This is a genomic window from Lentilactobacillus sp. SPB1-3, from assembly GCF_026913205.2.
In the GTDB taxonomy this organism is placed as follows: domain Bacteria; phylum Bacillota; class Bacilli; order Lactobacillales; family Lactobacillaceae; genus Lentilactobacillus; species Lentilactobacillus terminaliae.
On record NZ_CP168151.1, the window covers coordinates 1 to 24422 of the forward strand.

Annotated in this window: 21 protein-coding genes; 9 read left to right on the forward strand and 12 right to left on the reverse strand. The window is 36.8% G+C overall.

The window, feature by feature from the left end; all coding sequences use genetic code 11:
- The first annotated feature begins 133 nt into the window (after nt 1–133).
- Nucleotides 134–1300 (forward strand): thiolase family protein, encoded by a 1167-nt coding sequence (locus tag O0236_RS00005; protein ID WP_268912132.1) that lies wholly within the window; start codon nt 134–136, stop codon nt 1298–1300.
- Nucleotides 1301–1344: 44 nt separating this feature from the next.
- Here O0236_RS00005 and O0236_RS00010 read toward each other — a convergent pair whose 3' ends face one another.
- Complete coding sequence (locus O0236_RS00010) at nt 1345–2832, reverse strand: hypothetical protein (protein ID WP_268912133.1); 1488 nt, start codon at nt 2830–2832, stop codon at nt 1345–1347.
- Nucleotides 2833–2973: 141 nt separating this feature from the next.
- Between O0236_RS00010 and O0236_RS00015 the strand changes: the two genes are divergently transcribed.
- Nucleotides 2974–3171, forward strand: coding sequence for a CsbD family protein (locus O0236_RS00015; RefSeq protein ID WP_268912134.1), 198 nt, complete (start codon nt 2974–2976; stop codon nt 3169–3171).
- A gap of 169 nt (nt 3172–3340) precedes the next feature.
- Complete coding sequence (locus O0236_RS00020) at nt 3341–3874, forward strand: GNAT family N-acetyltransferase (protein WP_268912135.1); 534 nt, start codon at nt 3341–3343, stop codon at nt 3872–3874.
- A 356-nt stretch (nt 3875–4230) separates the two neighbouring features.
- Here the strand turns inward: O0236_RS00020 and O0236_RS00025 are convergent, their stop codons facing one another.
- The 6 genes from O0236_RS00025 to O0236_RS00050 form a co-directional block, all read right to left on the reverse strand.
- Nucleotides 4231–5373, reverse strand: coding sequence for a trans-sulfuration enzyme family protein (locus tag O0236_RS00025; RefSeq protein ID WP_268912136.1), 1143 nt, complete (start codon nt 5371–5373; stop codon nt 4231–4233).
- A gap of 13 nt (nt 5374–5386) precedes the next feature.
- Entirely contained in the window at nt 5387–5962 is a 576-nt protein-coding gene (locus tag O0236_RS00030; RefSeq protein ID WP_268912137.1) for a L,D-transpeptidase, read from the reverse strand.
- Nucleotides 5963–6046: 84 nt separating this feature from the next.
- Nucleotides 6047–9784: a helicase-exonuclease AddAB subunit AddA gene (gene addA / locus O0236_RS00035; protein WP_268912138.1), complete on the reverse strand. Its 3738-nt coding sequence runs from the start codon at nt 9782–9784 to the stop codon at nt 6047–6049.
- Nucleotides 9784–13338 (reverse strand): PD-(D/E)XK nuclease family protein, encoded by a 3555-nt coding sequence (locus tag O0236_RS00040; RefSeq protein WP_268912139.1) that lies wholly within the window; start codon nt 13336–13338, stop codon nt 9784–9786. Before O0236_RS00040 ends, addA begins: the two co-directional genes overlap by 1 nt.
- 500 nt (nt 13339–13838) lie before the next feature.
- Nucleotides 13839–14189 (reverse strand): hypothetical protein, encoded by a 351-nt coding sequence (locus O0236_RS00045; RefSeq protein WP_268912140.1) that lies wholly within the window; start codon nt 14187–14189, stop codon nt 13839–13841.
- Nucleotides 14189–14758, reverse strand: a complete 570-nt coding sequence (locus O0236_RS00050) for an NAD(P)-binding oxidoreductase (RefSeq protein ID WP_268912141.1) — start codon at nt 14756–14758, stop codon at nt 14189–14191. The genes O0236_RS00045 and O0236_RS00050 overlap by 1 nt, the downstream gene beginning before the upstream one ends.
- 87 nt (nt 14759–14845) lie before the next feature.
- Between O0236_RS00050 and O0236_RS00055 the strand changes: the two genes are divergently transcribed.
- The 3 genes from O0236_RS00055 (at nt 14846) to O0236_RS00065 (ending at nt 17901) form a co-directional block, all read left to right on the forward strand.
- A complete protein-coding gene (locus O0236_RS00055) occupies nt 14846–15799 on the forward strand; it encodes an aldo/keto reductase (RefSeq protein WP_268912142.1) in 954 nt (317 codons plus the stop codon).
- Between the two features lie 183 nt (nt 15800–15982).
- A complete protein-coding gene (locus O0236_RS00060) occupies nt 15983–17287 on the forward strand; it encodes an NCS2 family permease (RefSeq protein ID WP_329608893.1) in 1305 nt (434 codons plus the stop codon).
- Between the two features lie 92 nt (nt 17288–17379).
- On the forward strand, nt 17380–17901 hold the full coding sequence (locus O0236_RS00065) for a QueT transporter family protein (protein WP_268912143.1): 522 nt from the start codon (nt 17380–17382) through the stop codon (nt 17899–17901).
- Between the two features lie 34 nt (nt 17902–17935).
- Here O0236_RS00065 and O0236_RS00070 read toward each other — a convergent pair whose 3' ends face one another.
- Nucleotides 17936–18496: a hypothetical protein gene (locus tag O0236_RS00070; protein ID WP_268912144.1), complete on the reverse strand. Its 561-nt coding sequence runs from the start codon at nt 18494–18496 to the stop codon at nt 17936–17938.
- A 431-nt stretch (nt 18497–18927) separates the two neighbouring features.
- On the reverse strand, nt 18928–20388 hold the full coding sequence (cls, locus tag O0236_RS00075; protein WP_268912145.1) for a cardiolipin synthase: 1461 nt from the start codon (nt 20386–20388) through the stop codon (nt 18928–18930).
- Between the two features lie 68 nt (nt 20389–20456).
- Between cls and O0236_RS00080 the strand changes: the two genes are divergently transcribed.
- Complete coding sequence (locus tag O0236_RS00080; RefSeq protein WP_268912146.1) at nt 20457–20609, forward strand: hypothetical protein; 153 nt, start codon at nt 20457–20459, stop codon at nt 20607–20609.
- A 100-nt stretch (nt 20610–20709) separates the two neighbouring features.
- On the opposite strand, the gene O0236_RS00085 is transcribed toward O0236_RS00080, so the two are convergent.
- Nucleotides 20710–21084, reverse strand: coding sequence for a winged helix-turn-helix transcriptional regulator (locus tag O0236_RS00085; RefSeq protein ID WP_268912147.1), 375 nt, complete (start codon nt 21082–21084; stop codon nt 20710–20712).
- A gap of 166 nt (nt 21085–21250) precedes the next feature.
- Here O0236_RS00085 and O0236_RS00090 point away from each other — a divergent pair, with 166 nt between their 5' ends.
- Complete coding sequence (locus O0236_RS00090) at nt 21251–22147, forward strand: DMT family transporter (protein ID WP_268912148.1); 897 nt, start codon at nt 21251–21253, stop codon at nt 22145–22147.
- 46 nt (nt 22148–22193) lie between these two features.
- On the opposite strand, the gene O0236_RS00095 is transcribed toward O0236_RS00090, so the two are convergent.
- Nucleotides 22194–22550, reverse strand: coding sequence for a winged helix-turn-helix transcriptional regulator (locus O0236_RS00095; protein ID WP_268912149.1), 357 nt, complete (start codon nt 22548–22550; stop codon nt 22194–22196).
- A gap of 128 nt (nt 22551–22678) precedes the next feature.
- Between O0236_RS00095 and O0236_RS00100 the strand changes: the two genes are divergently transcribed.
- Nucleotides 22679–23179: a lactoylglutathione lyase family protein gene (locus O0236_RS00100; protein ID WP_268912150.1), complete on the forward strand. Its 501-nt coding sequence runs from the start codon at nt 22679–22681 to the stop codon at nt 23177–23179.
- Nucleotides 23180–23252: 73 nt separating this feature from the next.
- Here the strand turns inward: O0236_RS00100 and O0236_RS00105 are convergent, their stop codons facing one another.
- Nucleotides 23253–23909, reverse strand: coding sequence for a MarR family winged helix-turn-helix transcriptional regulator (locus O0236_RS00105; protein WP_268912151.1), 657 nt, complete (start codon nt 23907–23909; stop codon nt 23253–23255).
- Nucleotides 23910–24422: the final 513 nt, after the last annotated feature.

Below are 24422 nucleotides of genomic sequence, written 5' to 3' on the forward strand. Positions count from 1 at the left end.
GACAACGTCGGTCAAGGACTTTTAAGAATTAATCAAAAAAGGTTGCAATCCCTATAAGCTTGAACTCATTTTAACACATTTTCTTTCATTGTATGTATACTATACGATGCATTAACTGAAAAGGAGTATTGCTTTGACAAAATCATACATTATTGAAGCTAAACGGACCCCTATCGGAAAATTTGGGGGAAGTCTGAGCGGTTATTCTGCCGAACAACTTGGCACTATCGCAACAAAAGAAGTCATCAAATCATTATCCATTAAACCTAATCAGATCGACCAAGTGATTTTTGGAAATGCTGTTCAAGCTGGAAACGGTCAAAACATCGCAAGACAAATTGAAATCAATAGTAGTATTCCTAATAGCAAAACTGCTTTCACGGTCAATCAAGTATGTGGTTCCGGCATGAAGGCTATTCATCAAGCATACTCAGCCATCCAATTGAATGAAGCCCAAAACATTATCGCTGGTGGAACCGAAAGTATGTCCAATGCGCCATTTTACAACCGTAACGTAAGGTTCGGAAGCAAATTTGGTTCAATCAATCTTATAGATGGTCTGGAGTACGATGGATTAACCGATGCATTCTCTCACAAGTCAATGGGAGTTACAGCAGAAAACGTTGCAGATCAATTTAACGTTACTCGTCAGGAACAAGACGAATACTCTCTAAACTCTCACAAAAAAGCCTCACTTGCCACTACGTCTGGATATTTTAATAACGAGATTATTCCAATAACATCTGGTAACACAACATTGATTCAAGATGAAGGAATCCGTTTTGATACGAATCTTGAAAAGTTAGCTAAATTAAAACCGTCGTTCATTGAAAATGGCACAGTGACCGCTGGTAACTCAGCACCTATTAATGATGGAGCAAGTGCGCTTCTTGTTTCCTCAGAAGAATCAATTAAAGAAAACCACCTAAATCCAATTGCTGAAATCATTGGCTACAGTGAAGTCGGCATCGATCCACAAATTATGGGTTACGCACCATACTACGCAATTTCTAATCTATTAGAGAAACTAAAGATGACTATCTCTGACATTGACCTATTTGAAATTAATGAAGCCTTCGCATCACAATCAATTGCGGTCAGTCGTGATCTACAAATCCCCGATAATAAATTAAATATCTCCGGTGGAGCACTCGCACTTGGACATCCCCTCGGAGATTCAGGCGCCAGAATTATCACAACCCTAATTAATAACCTTCATAGAGAAAATAAAACTTATGGTATTGCCTCTCTATGTATGGGGGGTGGCATGGGAGCAGCTATTGCGATCAAGGCCGTTTAAAACTAATAAAAAATCACCGTTGCCGTTTGGCAATGGTGATTTTTTTATGACAGCTCCGCAGATTCATTGCTTTCCAGTTCATTAATAAAACTACTCTGATATACCCAATAAAGAACTTTACTAGTGGGCCGATTAATTTTATCAATACCATAATTGAACTTAACTCTGTCGCCACCAGCCAAATTCTTCATGAAAGAACTTAATGAACGAGCATTGGTAAGTGACAACCTATCTTGGCGACCAATTTCTGCCAACTTACTAACATTTTCGATTAATTTCTGAACAACGTGCTCCGAACGACTTTCTAATGTGACTTGTCTCAAAGAAGTATTTGCTTCGTCATCTACTTCATATTGATCTAACCCAATTGCGTTCAGTAACTTATCTTTTAGTTGGACGATTGGCAATAATGACTGATTGATCAATATTTCAATTAGCTCTTGGTAAATCAAATTAAACACTCCATAGTTAATCCGAAGAGGTTCGCTATATTTGTCTAGCAAAATGTCATTGTCATTTAATTCTAGTGAGTATTTTCGCTGATAATTATCATGCGTCGTACTTCTAGACTCACTATATCTACTTAAATCAAACATCCTCATTTCAATAAAGAATTGATCAATCGACTCAGGCGCATCAATGTACCTTTTAATTTTGATTGCATCAGATTTAGGCAACCCGAGCAAATTAATATTGTCTTGATTGATTACATTCGTTAGGAACCATTGCATAACGCCAGTTGCCAATAGATTAATCATTGGCACTAATTGGTCATCGGTAAAATGATTAATAGTATGATAGACATCCATATAATCAAACTGATCCAATTCTTCACTAGATAAAGTAACTTCTGAAAGAAAATCACTCACCTCATTTTGTTTGATAACAATGTCGGCCTTTGCATACTTACTAATCAACAATTTGTCATCAGTAATTTCATCAAACAAAACCGTGACGATATCATGCACTTGTTTCATATTTAAATTTAATTGACTTAATAACAATTTCGGATTGATATCCGGCAACTTAGTAGCAACGTCCATAAACCATTCATCAGCGAACCCTTTATCGGATTGTTCATGAATCTTAGAAATAATTTGATTGACGATTCCATTATCACCAATAAACGCATTCATAAAATGAACCAAGGCAGTTTGATATCCCAAAGTAAACTTACGACTGTCCTCGACTTCTTGAATACTATAGGCAAAATTATCACCGACGGCGCGATTAACGACGATATCATCATCATTACCAGTCACCCACAAAGACACAAAGTAAAATTGAGTAAAGCTAAGCCCCTGAATATCAGCCAATGCCGCGACGTATCCTAATTGGGCTGATGTAGACATTTTAAAGTCGGCCATAGCCATCCCATTAACTAATTTCTGAATTCCGGCTACTACATGACTTCGGCTAACCCGCTCATCGAAAATTTGTGCCTTAGCATATGAATTCTCTCCAAATATTCGTGAAGTAAATATGCCAATATTTTTTAAAATTTTCTTCCCATACATATCGTATTTACTCATTCTTTTAATCCCCTATGTAATGTTAATTAAATAATACCATTCAATCATTTAGAACAGTCATTTTATTTGCAAACTTTAATTTTGACCCTGCTCCTTCATTTCATTTATGATAATGATAAGCAAAAGAAGGGAGGACTATTTATGAGTTTAGACAGTAAGAGTGATCAAGTAAAAGGTAAGATCAAAGAAGGTACAGGAAAAGTTACTGGTAATGAGGAATTAGAATTAAAAGGTAAACTTCAAAATGCTGCCGGTAAGGCCAAAGACAAACTTGAGGATGCTAAAGAAAAAGCCTCAAAAAAAGCTAACGACGTAATGGACGACAATGACGACAAGTAGACTAAACCAAGTAGATATTACTATATATGTATATACTTAAATCGAAACAGTTAACTGTTTCGATTTTTTTGTGATTTGGTGTTGAAGTTAGTTGATAATTGTTCTATAATTCACAGCTGTGTTTTTACTAATCATCTAGATTAGATTTTTACTAAAGAGGTGTTTACAAATGGCAGCAACTTATTTACGGCAAGCAACTAACGAAGACTTACCAGAAATCAAAAAAATTATCACCGAAGCAAAAGAGTACTTAAACAAACAAGGAATCGATCAATGGCAAACCGGTTATCCAACCGATGAAGATTTAGAGAACGATGTTAAGTTTGGCATCACTTACGTCTTAATTATAGACGGTAAAATTGCGGCGACCGCTGCCCTTCATCAGGGATTAGACGTGAGTTACTTAAAGATTCACGATGGTGAATGGATCAATGGTGTTAATGGTCGATATACTTCTATTCACCGAATTGCCATGTCATCAGATTTCCGTGGACAACACCTTTCCGAGAAAATGATGACTGGTTTAATTACCATTTCTAGTGTACTCGGTTATAAAGACATTCGAATCGATACTCATCCCGAAAATCTTGGTATGCAACACGTCATCACTACTAACGGGTTTGAAAAGCGTGGCATCATTCATATGGAAGAAGAGGAAGGCGAAGCATCTCCTCGATATGCATATCAACTAATTATTGAGTAACCTAGCTTAATTTTGTACAATACAGGTAATAAACGGGGGTAATAGCTATGCTGTCACAAGATACAAGTGTCCAAACCGCATTACTTACGATGTACATTATTGGCTTAGTTTTCTTAGTAGTATTATTTTTTGTTCTCAATCATTTAAATGGTAAATTATGGACCCGAGCTTCAGTAGGCGTCGGCTTAATTGCCCTAATAATGATAACCATCATAACATTTTTAATTAATGTGTCTTAAAAGTGAGTTCTCCAATTGCTTGATAATCAAGTGGTTTGAGAGCTTTTTTGTTTATACTCTAAAAAACGCCTTAGCGAATAACATGACAATTCACTAAGGCGTTTTTTCTATACTATTTTAAATTTTGGCAAATGCATTATCTAGGTCACTAGTTAAATCACTAATGTCTTCTAATCCGATTGATAATCTGATCAATTCATCCTTAATACCCATCTTTAATCTTTCGGGCTTAGGAATTTCAAAATGTGACATAAATGCCGGAACTTCAACCAAGCTTTCAGCGGCTCCTAAAGAAACTGCTAGAACAAATAGATTTAAGTTGTTCACGAATTCTCTTGCGTCCAAACCAGGTTGTAATTCAAAGGACAATACACCACCGGCACCTTTGGTCTCATTCTTGGTGATTTCATATTCCGAAGATGTTTCGTCGATGGTCGGATAATTAATTTTAGCTACCTTAGGATTAGCTTGTAAATACTCGATAATTTTTTGAGTATTTTCAAGATGACGATCCATTCTGATATTTAATGTCTGAATTCCTCGTCTTAAGATGCTAGCTTCCTGAGGGGCTAATACGGCACCAACAGCATTTTGAGTTAGATAGACTCTTTCACCCAACTCTTTACCCTTAGTAACCACGATTCCAGCCATAATATCTGAATGTCCACTAAGATATTTGGTTGCTGAATGAACTACCATATCAGCTCCCAAATCGAGTGGTTGTTGCAGGTATGGTGATAAGAATGTGTTATCAACAATTACTAACAAATCGTGTTTTTTTGCGACTTCTGAAATCCTCTTAACACTAGAAACATGTAGTAACGGATTAGTTACTGTTTCAAAATAAATTGCCTTGGTATCGGGGGTAATAGCAGCACTGACTGCATCAATATCTCTGGTATCAACTTCTGAGAATTTAATTCCCATTGGCTTTAAGAAATCATTAACTAATCTAAATGTACCACCATAAATATTGTCACCAATTATGACGTGATCACCAGGTTTAAAAATCGATAATGCTGCATGAATGGCTGCCATTCCGCTTGAAAACGCGAATCCACGATCGCCATTTTCTAGATCCGCACACAGTGTTTCCACTGAATTACGGGTTGGATTACCTGACCGTTCATAATCATATTCAACCTCTGCACCTAATTTGGGATAGCGATACGTCGATGAATTATAAACAGGAACATTAACGGCTCCAGTATTATTGTCATTAACATTACCACCACGAACCAATAAAGTATTAAATTTCACTGTTTTAATCCTCCTAGTTGATTACCACTTTAGTCCCGAATGGAACATGACCATTGATCCACTTAGCATCTGGAATCGCTAACCTGACACATCCATGGGAATTGGCAGATTTACCCAACTGTTTAGCTTCAGACGGAATATAGGTTCCATGAGCATCCGTTGGAACGGTATGGAATAAATAAATTCCATGATCCTTAAAGGAAGTCCAATATTTGGCACCTTCTTTGGATTCTTGATTATAAAAGAAGTGTCCGCGCTCTTGTTGAATATGGAACGTTCCCCGTGGAGTAGAGTTATCTTTACCTGTTGAGGCATTCATTGTATATAAGACCTTCTTTTGAGGACTTAACACATATACTCGTTGGTTAGCGATCGATACATACAAATAACGGCCATTTTGAGCAGTTATTTTAGGATATGGTTTAGATTCTGAAGGTTTACGCCAATTGATTGGCGTTGGTTTACTAGTTGTCTTCTTAGTTGTTGTTTGTTGGGCAGGTTTCTTTTGAGAATTTGCATTGTTATTGCCACATGCTGACAATCCAACGACAGTTAATGAAACCATCAATAGTTGAACAATTTTTTTCATGATTTCTCCATTTTTTACTTTAATAAAAACTATCTTACAACATTCTATCATCTTAACAAGCAACCTCCCAGTAAGCTTAACCAATTATTCAATTACTACTGATTGATTACTATCTAATAAATAAAGGTATTTATGAGTCACAGGTAAATGAATAATCTCACTCAACGCCAATGCGTACAAATTAATTTGGCCGCGATATCTGTTTTTAATATCCTCAATACCAGTCTTAGGAGTTAGTTTGTCGGTTTTATAATCAAACAAATAAACCTCATCATCAACTACTACATATCCGTCAATAATTCCATGAATCAGTAATCGTTGTTCTTGATCGTTTTCAAATCCGGGGAAAACTTCCCCAGCCTTAATTAAGAGTGAAAAAGGTGACTCACGTTTAATTACATCTGGATATTTCAAAACCAGTTGACCTAAGTCAGAATTAAAGAACTGGGCAACTTTAGCAAGATCGATAAGTGGCGCAATTCTGGAATCAATTGCCCCTTGGGAAACCAATTGGTCCAAAAGTCCAGCAAGTTCTGTCTCGTCCGGCTGCACATGTAGATCAACCTGTTGCAATAACAGATGGGTTGCCGTTCCAATATCAGTTGGTGCTGGCTTGCTTTCACTCACCATAAACTTAGGCGTTGGCATTTGGGATTGAACCAGTCGATTAGCCCCGACTTTATCAACATCCAATACTGGATTATTCATCATTTCCAAATTATCTGGATCCTCAAATACTCGCTTAATTTCTGAAACGGATTGATAAGCCGTAGTTACCACTGCTGAATGGTACGGGTACTGATAAGTCAAAATGTCCGTAACATCTTGATTAATTGGTCCAGTATCCTGCTCCACTTGATCCAAGGTATTTTTGATCCATGAATCATCCTCTAAAGGTTTAATATTGACTGATTTGCCATATTCTGAAACTTGGGTATCATCAATCAATTCCATCTTAAATCGAGAGTCATCGCTAATTAAGAATTTATGATCTTTTTCAGTACCAAATTGCTCAGAAATATTAGGATGACGAGCTATCGCTGGACCAATCCAATCAATAAATGCATTAGCCTGATTACGAGCGGCTACCGATAGTACTAATGAGTCATCAGAAGCCTTAGCTAACCATTTATCAACTAAATCAGCTCCATCCTCAACCTTCTTAACGTTTCCAACTAAGTACAGCTGTTGCTCGGCTCTTGTTAGAGCAACATACAGCTTTCTCATTTCTTCACCTAAACTGGCATTTTTGGTTAGATCATACAAAGCTCGCTTTTGAAGTGGTTCGAATAACTCACGAGTATCATTCTGCAGGTAGGTAATGCCAATTCCTAACTTATCGTTAAGCACATACGTCCCTTTTAAATCTTGATTATTGAAACGTTTAGAAATATCATCAACAAAAACGATCGGAAATTGTAGTCCTTTGCTTCCATGAATAGTCATGACGTGGACTGCATTTTCAGTTGTTGAAGGATTAGTAGTAGCTAAGTCTTCATCCCTATTCTGCATTCGTTTTACAAAGAGCACAAACTGGAACAGGCCCTTAAAGCCATTCTTTTCATAGTCTTCTGCTCTTTCATACAAGGCATGCAAATTAACTTGCCGCTGATATCCAGCTGGCATCCCACCAACATAATCAAGGAAGCCAGTTTCATTATAAATTTGCCAGATTAGTGCAACGATTCCTTCCTTCTGAGCTGTCTCTCTAAACATCCGAAGTTGCTTGAGTAATTTATCAACCTTTGGATAGATATTCTTGGCATACTCTGAAGGTTCCGCATAATCATAGTTATCATAAAAATTACGCAAAGCGGAATAATAATCGCCGGTTTTTTGATTGATTCTTAAAAACGCCAACTCATTTTCATTAAGCCCGACAATTGGCGAACGAAGAACCGAAACTAACGGGATATCTTGATATGGATTATCAATGATTGATAATAGCGACATCATTACTTGTATTTCGGTAGTCTTAAAGTAATTTTCAGCTCCATTTACTTCTGCCGGAATATCATATCTTGAAAAAGAATCTGCTAACACTAATTCATTAGTATGGGTCGGCGAGATCACCGCAAAATCACCATACTTAACTGGTCGTAGTTGCTGGAGATCCTTATCATAAATCTCTGTTTTTTCAGCAACCATTTGATGGATTTTTTGTGCGATCAATTCTGATTGACCAGCTTCGACACCGTCAGCTTGAAAATCGTTGTCATCACTTTCAAAATTCGTTGAATCCTGAACGTTGTAAAGTAGCACTTCAATCGGAGTGTCTAAATCTTCTGGATAGTACTTTGCACCATATTTTAGCTTTGCCTGATTTGCATAATCAATATCGCCAAAACTGGTATCCATAATCTGTTCAAAAATCAGATTAGTAAAATTATCAACATTTGCTACTGATCTGAAATTCTCAGCAAGGTTAATCAGTTCATGATTATTATCAGCGGCATCATAATTAGTTTGTTTTTCTACAAACATGGTTGGATCTGCCAATCTAAACTTGTAAATCGACTGTTTAACGTCGCCAACCATAAACCGATTTTGTGGATCAACAGTCGCGATTTGATTCAAGATAGCATCCTGTAAACGGTTATTGTCCTGATACTCATCAACCATGATTTCATAGTATTGCCCACGAATCTTTTGTTGAATTTCTTTGGCCTGAGAAGTATCCAGTGTCAGCATTTTATAAGCCGACTGCTCAATATCAATGAATTCCATCAAATGACGCTTTTGCTTAGCTTCCGCATATGCACTTCGGAATTCAAAAACTACTTCGATTAATTTTTGAATTCTCGTCTTTGATTTTTGCATAACATCAATGTTAGTCGCTTCATCATTAACGAAGTAATTGGTGGCAATACCAGTTATCTGCTTCTTTAAATCAGTTTTGATTTTTCCGGATTGGGTATGGTATCGTTTTTGTTCCTCATCAGCCTTTCGAGAAATCGTAGGTAAATTAGGAATTGGAAACTCCTTAATCGCTTTACGATATTCATCGAAACTAGACTGGCCGGCAATATCTATCAGATGCTGAAGTGAAGTGCTTAATCCAGCAAAAGTATCCTCATCCTTGCTATTATCACCTATCTGGGAATATTTGATGGCTAAGTCGACATTCATTTTCATGTTAGTCAGCGTGTTAGTAATTTCAGGCAAGACATAGTTTTGATAAAAGTCACTGCCAGCTAAACCGACTGCAGGATCCACGTCGTAAAAATCAGCGGCGCTACGCAACCATTTCTCTGGATTATCATTAACGTTTGCGAAATCATTCATCTTATAAATAATTTCTGTTAGACCATCATCAGATCTGTCATTACTAAAATTTTCAGTTAAATCTGCAAAAGTACCGTCGTCATCATTAGTGTAAAGTTCCTCTCGAACATCAGACCATACTTGATCCCGTAATAACGCCATTTCCGTTCTGTCGGCTAAAATACGAAAGTTAGGATCAATGCCCAATAAATAGTAATATCTTGTCACTAACTTTTGACAATATGCGTCCATCGTCGTGATATCGGCAACCGGAATTTTTTGCAATTGTTGCAGCAATCGTTGCTTTTTTGTGCGATCTTGTTCTTTAGAATATTTCTGTCGTAAGGAATTTGTGAGACGTTCCTTCATTTCTTTGGCCGCAGCGTGGGTAAAAGTAACCACCAATAATTGATTAACATCTACGCCACGGTTTTCCACAAGATTAATAATTCGATCAACCAAAACCCTAGTTTTACCTGAACCTGCTGAAGCTGAAACTAAAATGTTTCCCTGAACCTCATCATTAATCGCTTTTTTTTGATTAGGAGTGTAATCCATTAATCGTCTTCCTCCTTCAATCGCTTAAATACTTCGTCCTTTTTGATCGTGATATTTCGATAGTTATTTTCTGGAAGTAATGGATCAAAATTCATAATTGATTTATATGGTGTAAATTGCATTGCGGACATGTCAGTCATCTTAACTGGGTTAAGCGAAACATCCCCAGTCAATATCCGTCTACCAGCATCTCTAATTAACTGTTCATTATGTTCCAAAAATTTATCTAACAATTGAGGCTCAATTAATGAATCACTTCGTTTAGATGGAGTATTATCTTTATTCAACTGTATCGGTAAGAATAATGATTTTCTCTCACCCTGACTAAATGTTTGATCAATCTCAGTCAACAAATCAGGATCTTTAACTAAGATTCCCTTGAACGCATGATCGATCAGCAACTGCTTTTCTACATCACCAGTTACCTTTTGCAAATCATTTTGGCTGAACTTGGAGTCTTTGATATGCAAATATAAAGCTCCAGCAATCTGAGCAATATCATCAGTTGATAGCGAATCAAGATTTTGCCGCACGACATCCAGATAAGTTAGTAACTGCATGGATACACCTACGTACGCTTTGGGAATTTCAAATTTTCTATCAGATGACTTGTAATCGATAACTGAAAAATACTGCTTCCCATTGATTTCCATTTCATCAATACGATCTATTCGACCACGAACTAGAATATCTTTGCCATCATTCAAGTCATAATGTAAACCGTCTAAATTTCCCTGTCCTGGTTGGCCGAAAATCAATTCAGTCTTTTTAGGCCGTATCTTAGTACGCTTTTGCTGATCTCTTGTGACTTGAATCATCTGTTGGATAGCCTTTTGCAATTGACTGGTAATGTATTTCATTCGATTTGAACTTTGGAGAACAACAAACGAAAAATTATTTGGATCTTCAACTATTTTTTGTGTCACTTCATTCACCATTTCATGAATGGCTTGGTCATCCAGGCTCTGTAAATCAATCCTTTGTTGTTGAATTAACTTGAGCAATTCATCCAGTGCTTCATGGAAAAACTGACCAGTAGAGGCAGCAGATAAATCAAATTCATCCCGTTCATGAAGTTTCAATCCATATTGTAAAAAGTACTCATAGGGATTCTTATAGAATGATTCTAGTTGAGAGATCGAGATGTTCAATGAATTACCGTAAAGTCCTGTCACGATTTCTGGATGAAGTGGCGTAACAGTATTCTTGTAATTTAAACTAGCTAGTAAGCGGCCGACTAAAAAGCCAACTTGAGAATCATTTTTTAAAAAGCGCAAAATGTTTTGCCAAACTGGCGAAAGTTGCTCTCCTGCTTGCGCTGCCACTTGGCTGACCTGCACCAAATGATGAAGCGTACTTTTTTTGGAGCCAATATAACTGGTTGTATGCTCATCATTTCTTGGAATTGCACTAACGAACTGTTCTTTCACATCAAAGTGTTTAGCGATTCGACTAACATATGGTGATATCTTGATATTTTCATCAGCAGTTTGGTCATTAGCATAAGTAAAGATAAGCCGTTCACTCGGTGTTAAATAAGCTAAATAGTTTAAAAATGGCTCAAATGCCATCTGCATCTCAGCGGGGTCGCTAATAAACTTTTCGTCAGGCAAAATGTTTTGCAATTGGTTAACATCATCGTCACCAAAAAGATTATCGCTATCAGAAACTGCCGGCATATTATCGTCAGTTGCACCCATGATAAACGTAACTTTTCGGTTACTACTTTGAACCATACCCGATTCAGAAACCGTCACTTGGTCAAGGGTACTAGGAACCATTGAATACTCTGAGCCTTCAAATCCTGAATAAATTAAATTCCAGAATTCCTCCGAATCAAATTTCTTGTCTCCCAAAATTGATACATATTCATCTAATAACGAACACAAAGTTCGATAGACCTGATCGATTTCATCACTAGTATTGACGTCGCCTTCATCTAGTGCCGCATCTCGCCACTGTTGTAATCTATCAACAACGCCACTGGATACTAAAAAGTTGAATAAAATCGTAGCAGCTTCTTGGTTAGTTTGTGCGTTGTAAAGTTTCTTGAAAAAAGGAGGTAATGTATCTTTAATTAAATTTCGAATTAAATTAATCTTTCGGGTGATCTCTAAATCTTTATCGCTCAAGACTTGTTGCACATCGTCATCATTGATCCACTTATATTGCCAATCTTCTGCTTGTAACCAACGATAATCTTCGTAACCATTCTTTAAGACTAGGTTTTCAGTTAAAGAAACCGCATCGCGATATTCATCAATATCCATCGGCTGGCCATTAACTTCAGGTAATACCAATTCCGACTTTAAAAAACGCATAACATCATCATAACGATAATTGCGCTTTCGATTAGGTTTATAAATATCAAATAATGAAGATAATAAATCGACCAACGCGTGATCACTCATTGCTCTTTGAATATCTTCAAAATATGGAATCTCCAAATTATCAAACACCGGTTGTAAAATATTGTGGTAACTACCTAAGTTTCTTGCTAATACTAAAAAATCTGAATAACGGTATTTGCCACTAGCAACCATTTGCCGAATTCTGGTACCCACTTGATCCAGCTCGGAATAATGATTTTCAGTGCGAACAATCTGAATACTATCTGAATCATCCAATTGTGAGTTATCAATGGGTCTCATAGACGATGATTCGATCCAATAATCTTCCAATTTTTTTATATCAACTGATACCCGCTGGTTGTCAGCAGTTATCACTGGCAAATACGCAATCTTATTTTCACTGGCAAACTTGTACAATTGGTTGAATACCCGGCCGGGAACATAGAAAAAATTCATTGCATCTGGCTTTTCAACTGGGTAAGGTTTATCTACATTCAGGGCTACTAATGTTGATTGACCCTTCTTTATCAAAGTTTCAACTAACCGGAGCTCCTGAGCAGTAAACCTAGAAAATCCCTGAATGTAAAAATGATAGTGTGAAATATCGTTTTGAGGATCATTTAAAAAATCACTTAATAAATTTAAACCATTATGACTGTCGAAAAAATTTTCTTCGACGATTCGTTGAAATTCTGTGTAAATAATCGCAAAATCTTGTAATTTATCTTGTAAATCATTTGGTAGTTTAGCGGATTGAGTTTCTTGTATCTGAATCAGATCAGTTGGCAATACATTACCTGACTGAAATTCAGTGACTTGCTTAGCAAGTTGATCTAAGAATCCCGGTTGATGAACTTCTTGATTAAACAAAACTAATTTATTTTCATTATCTGTGATGATTTGATACAGGAGCATATTAATGCCGGCTGGACTTAACCGTTGCTTTTGATATTCCGGTGTGTTCCTCATAAAAAACCATGCTAAACGAGAAAACGATAACACTTGAACGTTACTTTCTGCGGCCAATCTATCAGAATCACTTAGTCCGGATATGACCCGAACTTCTGATTCAAACTTGATATGGTTAGGAACCAAATAAAAAAATTGATCCTCAGGATTTTTGTCCTGAGTTTGTTTTATTAATTTAATAACTTCATCTACACTATCCTGGCTGGCAGTGTTTAAAAGAAACTGTAATGACATTCGTTTCACTCCTCAATTATGGTTTTAATCTTAACACACAAGAATATTTAAAATTTTTAACGGCATAAGATAATTTAAGGGCTTTTTATTGAAGAATATTTAAAATAGGTTATTATTGAATCGTGGATGTCTAATGCACCCATATATTTATGTAAGATGAAAGCTTTATGCTTGCATTGATCTTGTTTGAAACTGCCAGCTTTCGACGCTCTACTTGAAGCCGGAATTTTTTATGATCTACCCCCAATATATCTAAAATTAGACTAGCAGTTTCTACTCCTAAATACGCCTGGGCAACCAGGCGGTACATAAAATTACTAAATTTATATTATGATTCCTCAGATGCTTTTATCTGAGGGATTTTTTATTTATTTAAATACCATGAGTCAAGCAGTCAATAGATTAATAAATAAATTAAACAGTGACACTAATTAAATCCGTTAAATTATCGATATTAATTTAAAAATGAGGATTCAGCCCTTACACTGAACCCTCATTTTTTATAGTTTATTTTCTTCAATGACTAACTGCGTATAATGCTCTAAATCATCAATCAGTTCGTCTCGTTCATCGGACTCATCATCCATCATGTCATGAAGATCTTGTTGGGCCACTGCCCAATGAATCAAGTTATCCGTAATTGGTAAAATATCACGCAAAATTTTGAACTCAAAATTATCGCCATTTTCAGCTTGCATATTCACATAATTTTGATAATCCGTGATAATTGCTGTAGTTGCTCCAGATACTTTGGCTGTGGCTTCAATAATCACAAAGTGTGATATCCGGTTAGCCTCAAACAACTGTTGTCGAAGCTCTTCGATTCTATCTGGTTCTAAGTTAATCGCCACTATCGATTACCCCCTGCTTTAGTATTAACGACACCAATTGATTTATTGATGTGTTCGTGTGTTGTAATGGTCCGATAAATCAATTCAGCCAGGCTGGCATAACTTAAAGTATCGTTTGGCATTGGTTGACCTTCATCAAATAACTCAACTTCGTTATTTGATCCATCAACCAAACGGCCTGCCCTAATAATTGTGTATGGCATTTCAGCTTCATCAACGATTTTGGCAGCATACCGCTGTTGCTTAATAAATTCCTTAACATCAGAAACACCGAGATATTCTCTACCACCGATCACCTCATCGTCGATGCCTGAGTACGTCACCATTACAAAATGATTCAATTGGATTCCAGCATCAAATATCGCGTCAAATAAATGATCGAAATATATGTCGCTATCTAAAGGCCCTAATACCGTAATAACTACTGATGTATCGACAAGCGCTGCTTGATAGTCAGCATCACTATTTAAATCACCATTAAATTGCTGAACATTGAAATCAGAAACTAGTTGTTTACTGATAATATCAGTTACATTATCATTTTGACTTATGATGAGTACTTTTTCCATCTTTTCTCCTCAATCTTTGGACTTTTTAAGTTATTTGGCATACATTTGTTGTATAAATACGATTTTAATTGGCAAGGAGGATTCACAATGCTTGATGATGTGAAAATTGGTAAATCAAATGTTGAAACCACTCCCTTAGGATTAGGAACCAACGCCGTGGGCGGACATAACTTATTCCCTAATCTTGATGAACAGGCTGGGATCGATTCTGTTAAAAGTGCTTTAGATAGCGGTATCAAGCTTTTAGATACAGCATTCATTTACGGATTAGGACGTTCAGAAGAACTAATTGGACAAGTGATTCAAAACTATAAACGTTCAGAAATCACTATTGCAACTAAGGGTGCCCAAGTTGTTAAAGACGGTAATGTAACGATCTCTAACGATCCTGAATTTCTAAAGCAATGCGTATATGATAGTTTGAAACGACTACAAACTGACTACATCGATATATTTTACATTCATTTTCCTGATGATAACACCCCAAAAGATGAAGCAGTGGCTGCGTTAAATGAGTTAAAACAAGCAGGAATAATCAAAGCAATTGGAGTTTCGAATTTTTCTCTCGACCAAATTAAAGAAGCCAATAAAAATGGCCAAGTCGACGTTGTCGAAGACCAATACAGCCTTGTGCACCGAGATGCTGAAAAAGAACTTTTCCCATACTTAAGGGATAATGATATCTCATTTGTTCCTTACTTCCCATTGGCATCTGGACTATTAACTGGTAAATATAACCAAAATAATGATGCTCTTGATTTCGCGGAAGGCGACATTCGGGCCACAGACCCCAACTTCAAGGGACAACGATTTGCTGCCATCAAAGATTCAATCAATAGTTTACAACCGATCGCTGATAACCACGATGCAACTATTTCACAAATCGTTCTTGCATGGTATATCAAGAATCCAGATATTTCAGTCGTTATTCCAGGAGCTAAACGTCCGGAACAGGTCCGTAGCAACGCTAAGTCCCTTACTGTTCACCTGTCTAACGAAGAATATAACATGATTGATAACGCATTTAAAAGCTTTAATTAACTCTCTGATTTAATAACTTGCCACCGCATTTTGCGGTGGCTTTTTTATTTCCGCTTAAATCAATACGATTTTTCACATTATATATATTATAATTCGGTATTGAACGAACTTTAGGAAAATGATAGGATATATATGTTCTTATTTTAGCAATTATCCGAACTATATCAAAAGGAGCTGTCTTTATTGTCATCAATTAGCAAGTTCTTCGATTTTGAAAACCGCAATACTAATTTCAGAACCGAAACTTTAGCCGGAATTACTACCTTTGTATCAATGGTATATATTTTATTCGTAAATCCAAATATACTGGGAGCATCTGGTATAGATAAGGGGGCTGTCTTTACGGCGACTGCCCTAGCATCTGCCTTTGGTTGTTTCGTAATGGGAGTTCTAGCTAACTATCCAATCGCTATTTCTGCCAGTCTTGGTCAAAATGCTTTCTTTGCATATTCTGTCTGTATTGGAATGAAAGTTCCATGGGAAACTGCCTTGGCTGGAGTTTTCGCCGCATCATTAATTTTCGTAATTTTAACTGCAACTAAAGTTAGAGAACGGATCATCGATGCAATTCCTGCTGATCTAAAATCAGCCATCGGTGGCGGAGTTGGTCTCTTTATCGCCCTGATTGGTTTATCAGAAGGTGGCATCGTGACTGCTCAAAAAGATGCGATTATTGGTCTTGGTAATTTATCTGGAACAACTTGGATCACTATTTTCGGATTGATCGTCACACTTATTTTAATGAGTATGCAAGTTCCTGGAGCAATTTTTATTGGTATCATTTTAAGTTCAGTGCTAGGTTTAGGTACTGGAATGATTCCTATGCCCCACGAAATCGTCTCAGCTATGCCAAGTCTTAAACCAACTTTTGGAGTTGCAATCACACATATTGGTGATATTAATACTGTTCAATTATTTGTCGTGGTACTAACTTTCTTATTAGTTACATTCTTCGATACCGCTGGAACCCTAGTTGGTCTTGCTGACCAAGCCGGTTTCATTAAAAACAACAAAATTCCGAACGTTGGTAAGGCCCTGGCAGCTGATTCTTCAACGATGTTAGTTGGTTCAGTTTTAGGAACCTCACCTATGGGAGCCTTTGTTGAATCATCCGCTGGAATCGCTATTGGTGGTCGAACAGGATTTACAACAATCGTCGTCGGAATATTGTTCATTCTGGGCGCATTCTTTTCACCAATGTTAGGTGTGATTACCAGTCAAGTTACGGCTCCTGCCTTGATTATTGTCGGAGTCTTAATGGCCCAATCCCTTAAAAATGTTCACTGGGAAAAGTTTGAAATTGCCGCTCCTGCCTTTCTAATTATGGTTGGAATGCCATTTACTTACAGTATTGCAGATGGAATTGCCCTTGGATTCATTACTTATCCCCTCACAATGATCGCTGCTAAGCGTGGTAAAGAAGTTAACGCGATGATGTACGTTTTAGCCGTCGTCTTTGTTATCTTCCTTTGGATTCTAGAATCCTAAAGTGCTAGTCGCTTTGACCAGGGAATTGTTTTAGGGTAAAGTTAATTGGTTAGTAAAACTAATAACTGAATAACAAAGGAAGGAATTTAGTAATGAATTCTAAGATCAATTTTTTCGGCATCGACAGCTTAGTCGACATAGTCAAAGCTGCCGTTGTCGCTGCACTCTATATCGTGTTAACCACGACTGTCTTTGCAGCCTTTAGTTTTGGCCCAATTCAATTCCGTTTTGCCGAAGGATTAAATAATTTAGTGCCATTCAATAAGCGCTATATTGTTGCCATCACTCTTGGATGCTTCATTTCCAATATGATGTCGTCCTTAGGTCCCGTCGACATGATCTTCGGAACATTCGAAACATTCATTGCCTTAGTAACGATTTACTTTGTTACTAGAAAAATGCACAGTCTACCATTGAAGTTAGTTACTTCAGTACTGATTGGAACATTTTATATGTTCATCATTGCATTTGAAATCGCCTTTTTTGGTAACAGCGCTTTTTGGCCTACCTTCTGGAGTTCATATTTAACTACTGGAATTGGTGAGTTTGTCACAATGGGTATTGGTGCCGTCATTCTATACTTTGTAAATATGTCAATTGATTTAAGTAAATAACAAAAAGCAGAACCGTTTAAACGGTTCTGCTTTTTTAGTCTTGATTTGCTATCCGGTACAAACACCAGATCATTGTCGGCCGGAATTCAGAAATAATTTCATCATGACGGTCGCTGCAATCTTTTTCGTATATATCTTTACTAACGATTGAAAATTCATACGTATTTGATTGAAACTTGTGCAACGCTTCAGCTTTACTGTCAACGAATTCTAAGCTTAACTTGCGACCTTTTTCCAAACTATATTCTTTGATCAATTCCTTAGTTGATGGATGAATAATGGCCTTGCCATTCTTTTCATCAGGATTTCTAATCAACATCAACGGCATAATTGGTAATTTGAACACACTGATAATTTTAAGTTGTCCTGAATATTTTAAATTGTTGTCGGCCCAGTTGCCATTGGATTGTGCACTCCGATATGCTACTGGAACTAAGAACAGATCCCCTTGTTCTTCATGAAGGTGCTGATAAATGTCGTCGAGTGAACTATGTAACACCACCTCTGTTTCTTCCATATCTAGATACATTTCCCGTAAATACATCACTGCCTTGTAACTATCTGTAGACTTCGGTCCCAACGTATGTAATTTCACAGTTTCATCCCCCAGGTTATCATTGCTACTCATCAAAATCCTAGACGCAATCTAATTTGATATTGTCCATATAATTAAATTAAAATTAGAATATAATAAGAATAATATTAATGTTAATGATTAAATAAAGCAACTTAATTCTCCAAAGGGATGTGTGATGGCAATGACAAACAAAAAGCCCTCGTCTCACGACGAGGACCACAAACTTTGAAATTTACTTGAAACAAAAGGTTAGGACTAATCATTGACCCAATTAGGTCTTCTAACAGGCATTCTTCTGTTTGCTTCAGCAAGCTACTCGGATCTGAGCACGTTGACTCAGTGACTTCACCAATAGAAATGCATCCCTCACTTGCAAAACAGGTGATCAGTCATTTACCTTTCATGTTTAATATATGAGATTTACCATCACTTATCAAGTGATTTGCTCACTATAAGATGGGTGATAATAAACGAGAAAATGTTTGCTTAAATTTAAGCCACCACGGCTGCTTCTCAAACATTTCTGGAGTTTGTAAAGTACTGTCATCTACATCCCTTAGAAAGAGATCTTTTAATTCAGAAGCAATCTTGTTGTCATAAATAAATGAATTAATTTCAAAGTTAAGTTTGAAACTACGATAATCCATATTTGCTGAACCAACTGAAGCCATACTGTCATCAATGACCATCGTCTTGGCATGCATAAATCCGTTATCATAGTAGTAAACTTTGATACCTTGCTCAGCCAATTGACGCGCATAGTATTGCGTTGCCCGATAAACAAATGGGTGATCTGGCATAGATGGAACTATTATTCTAACATCCACTCCAGATGAGGCAGCCATTCTCAGTGCATCCAGCACACTATCGTCAGGAATTAAATATGGTGACTGAATATAACAATATTTACGAGCAAGTGTAATCAACTTGATGTATCCCATTTTGATCTGTTGCAAATCAGAATCTGGACCACTAGATACGATTTGCATATTAACAGAACCTTTAGTGGTCGTTACTGGGAAGAATTTAGCGTTAACTTTTTCCTCTTCAATATTCGCCTTTGAACTGGTAGCATTCCAATCCAAAATAAAGCGAGCTTGTAGGCCAAAGACACCGGAACCAATAATTCTAAGATGAGTATCTCGCCAGTTACCAAACTTCTTCTTCCTACCTAAATACTGATCTCCGATATTAAAGCCGCCTGTATATCCAATCATTCCGTCAATGACGATAATTTTTCTATGGTCACGGAAATTAAGACGGAAGTCAAGAACAACTGATCTGGTATTCAAAAATGGATATGCGTATCCGCCAGCATCTAACAATGGCTTGAAAAACTTTTTAGTTGTTCCCATTGATCCCCAAGAATCATAGATTACCCGGACTTCAACACCTTGTTGGGCTTTTTTTACCAATAAATTCAAAATTTCATTACCAATTTCGTCATTATAAAAAGTATAAAATTCAATATGAATACTCTTTTTGGCGTTTTCGATATCTTCAATCACGCGGTGAAACAAAGATTTACCGTCAGTGAAAATTTTGACCTTATTTTGTCTGGCCAAGAATGAAGAATCAGTCTCACTAAATAAATTAACGGCGCTGATCGCTCGTAAGGAAATATCATCAGATGCCGTTTTTAGTTCACTACCAAGTTGCCGCCGTTGCTCCAATAATCGTTCATCAATTTGCATCTGCACATGTGAATGCAACTTAAAAAGACGATTCTTAGGCAGTTGCCGTCCAATGAATGCGTAAGCAACGAACCCCACTATGGGTAAAAATACTAACACTAACAACCATGCCCAAATAGCGGCGATATCGCGTTTTTCTCTAAAAACCGTCAAAATCGCGAAGGCCGCATTAATTACTACTATTATTCGAAATAATAATGACCAATCAAATTCCATTACAATCTCCCAAAAAGTTTTAAAATAATATGTGTATGATGTCAGTATACTCGTAATAGGAGAAAAAAATGAAGACATTTATTGCATTAGTTCCCAGAATCCATGGAATCCACAGAATATTCTTTTTCCATTTAATCTTTAAAGAACAACCAATATTAGGAATTGCTATCTTGGTAGCCCTCGTCTTATACGCGATTTATCGTTATATGAATCGCAGGTAATGTGATCTTATTACAAATAAAACCAGATAACTAATAAATCAAAAAGTAGCCCAGAACTAAAACTTAACGCTTAGTTTCTGGGCTACTTTTCTATCTATTATTACATATTGAGATATCCATCCCAATTATCTTGTAAAATTGTTACGTCCGTTCCACGTTTCTGTTCTTCTGAAACGCGGCCCTCGCCCCATTCAGACATTGCTAGCAAAATATTGCGAAGACTTTTTCCTTCTTCAGTCAATGAATACTCTACCTTTGGAGGAACTTGATTATAAACTCTGCGATCAATAATTCTATCAGCTTCTAGTTCTCTCAGTTGATTAGTAAGCGTACGTTGTGAGATTGCGGGAATCAATCTGCGTAACTCGCCGGTTCTTAATGTTTGGCCACCTAAATGACATAAAATGATTGGTTTCCACTTACCACCGATCACATCTAAGGTTGCTTCAACCGCAATATGATATATTTTTTTCAATCCTAGATCCTCCTAAACGTTGACAATATCCATTAGGGGCATTTTTTGCCGTATGGAATTTTATTGTGCCTACTTACTAAAAGTAACCACAGCCACTATACTAACATCTGTTCTTTAAAAGTTAAAGAACAAATGAATGATTTTATTTATAAACGGAGGAAGTATAATGGCAATTACCGGATTAATATCGATTATTTTTGGAGGCATGATTTTAGGACTTCAGTCATCAACTAACGGCCGTTTAAGTCAAAAAGTTGGCGCTCTCGAAGCATCTTTGATCAATTTCGTAGTGGGAGCAATTTTACTGACTTTCTGGTTACTATTCACACGTAGTGGAGAGATTCTCCGAATTTTCACCGTTCCTAAGTGGCAACTGCTGGGAGTTTTCTTTGGTACCGGATATTTGGTATTAATGACCCTTGCAGTTCCTAAAATTGGAGTTGTGGCAGCAAATATCACTGCAATTGCTGGCCAAATCATGGCCAGTTTTATCATTGATAACTTTGGCTTCCTAGGAAGCAACGTCATTGCTTTTGGAGTTAAGCGCTGGATGGCAACCATTTTATTAATATTAGCATTGGTTGCTTTGTATCAAGATCAAAAACCATCAAGTGAAATGGATAAACCCAAAACCAAGAATCCATTCTTCTATCTAGTAGCATTAGTATCAGGTAGTTTTCTAAGTATTGAGGGTACGATGTATGGTGAATTAGGTAAAACTATTGGTCAATTTGAAAGTAGTTTTTATAACTTCTTTATTGGTTCGCTTCTATTAGTTGTTTTAGTTCTGCTATTTGGTAAAGGTGACTTCACTGGTATTCGCAAGAGCAGCAATTGGTACTTAATCGGTGGTTTATATGGCGTGATCTATCTTACATCACTTGTCTTTGGTATTCCTGCACTGGGTGTAGGTATCGCAATGATTGCCATCGTTTTAGGACAAATCGTTATGAGTATGCTAATTGAAACTTTTGGTTGGTTTGAAACACCTAGACAACCACTGACATTTGCTAAAATTTTAACCCTTATCTTTTTATTGATCGCTTTAACTTTAATATATTAATCATCAAAAGGAGCTAACATTAATCACTTAATGTTAGCCCCTTTTTTTAATCACTAATTATTTTTTCAAGCTGATATCCAGGAGTTTTTTGAGCATGCAGCTCACCCCAATGGCACAGAGAAAGCAAGACTACTTTCAACGATTCACCATATTCGGTAAATTGATATTCCACATGCAGTGGCGTTTCAGAAAAAACTACCCGTTTTAATATGTTGTCTGCAACTAATTGCTTTAATTGTTCAGTGAGTACTTTTTGTGACAGATTAGGAATTGCCTTAAGCAGGGATCCATTTCGATTAACCCCCGTGCCAATAAGGCACAATATGTCCGGTTTCCATTTTCCTGAAATAACATCTAAAGCCACATCAACTCCGACATTATATTTTTTATTATTTTTTTCCACAATTATCCTCCGTGTGACAAAAACATTACTTAAAAGTAAGTGGCTTACTTTTAAGTGCGTACTATTTTAATCTATTCGTACAGTTTAATATCTTACTTACCAAATATAAACTAAAAGGAGTCATCATTATGACAAACAAGCAATATCCAATCAATTTTTCTCACATCGGTCTTTCAGTTCCTGACATCAACAAAGCTGTTGAATTTTACACAAAAGTCATGGGCTGGTACGTTATCATGAAACCAGCAAAAGTAACTGAAGATGACTCAGCCATTGGAGTTATGTCCACAGAAGTCTTTGGTACTGGTTGGGGAAGCTATAATATCGCCCACCTAACTACTGGAGATGGTATTGGAATCGAGATGTTTGAATTCAGTAAAAACGTCGATCCAGATAACAACTTTAAGTTCTGGGAAACTGGTATCTTTCATTATGGTGTGCAAGATCCTGATATCGAAGGACTAGTTCAAAAAATTCTCGATTATGGTGGCAAGCAAAGAATGCCAATTAAAGAATACTATCCCGGCGAGAAACCTTATAAGATGGTTTACATGGAAGATCCATTTGGTAACTTGGTTGAAATCTATACTCATTCATACGACCTGACCTACTCAGCAGGAGAATATTAAAAAGAAAAACCTTCTAAACTAATGTTTAGAAGGTTTTTGTTCTTTATATGTCTTCCCGACAATATATTTTTAACTAATCCCAGTCACGGTGATCATGGTGATCGCGATGATCAAAGCCATGATGATGGAAATTGTGATGACCAAATGGACCAAAGTTCATGTCCTTTGCTCGGCGTCTGAATTCTCGTTTCAATTCATTACGCTCATCTCGTGACATGTCTCGCCAATCTCGATCAAACATTTCGCTGCGTAATTTTTGAATCTCATCAAATCGTTCGTTAGGGTCAGTAAATTTAGTTGATTTAACCTTAAAATCATCTGGCCATCCCGCCACAATTTTTTCTAAGTAATCACTTAGGCTAGACTTCTCATCAGCAGACAGCCCAGCAAAAAACCGATCGCTAAATTCATCATCCGACTCACTACTCTCAACAATTTTTTCTTTGCCCGCATCAGTTAGATAAACTAACTTGATTCGGCCATCATTCTCATCAGCTTCACGCCGAATATCGCCGTCAGCTTCCATCTTCTTCAAAATTTCAGCCAAGGAACTTGGACGTACATCCAATATTTCTGCCAGTTGGCTCTGAATCATTCCGTTCTCTTTACCAAGAATGTTAATGATTCTTTGTCGACCAGAATATCTCACTGGCTCTTTGGCAGCAAAATGTTTGCTAGCACGACCGACAAAACGTAATTTCTTTAATAGATCCATAGAATTTAATTCCACAGTTAATACCTCTTTCTAATTAAAACCAAAACATCGACTGTTAGTTAGGTACCTAACATTGAAATAGTATACTTAGGTACCTAACTTTTGTCAACAAAAAGAATGTTTTTGCTAAAAAAACTATGATTGCAGTTGTTAAGACTGTTTAATGTGGATGATGATCATTAAAATATAAAATAATTATTGACAATCTTCTAAGCATTATTTAATATTATCAGCAACAATTAATTCGTCCATATAAACCGATGATGTGGAGATCAAGATCATTGTGCACGTAAAGAGAGTTGCCGATGCTGAGAGTGCAGCCGAACGCAGATGATTAAATGGACCACTGAGGGTTTCTCTGAAAGTATTACAAGTATGGGAAAACGTACAGACATACGTAAGTTGTCGGGGAGATGATGGTCTCTCGCTAAGGGTGATTGTTTGCGGTATTTTTTCGTATACCCAAATAGTCAAATTAAGGTGGCACCGCGGTTAAATCCGTCCTTAACAACAAGTTTGTTATGGGCG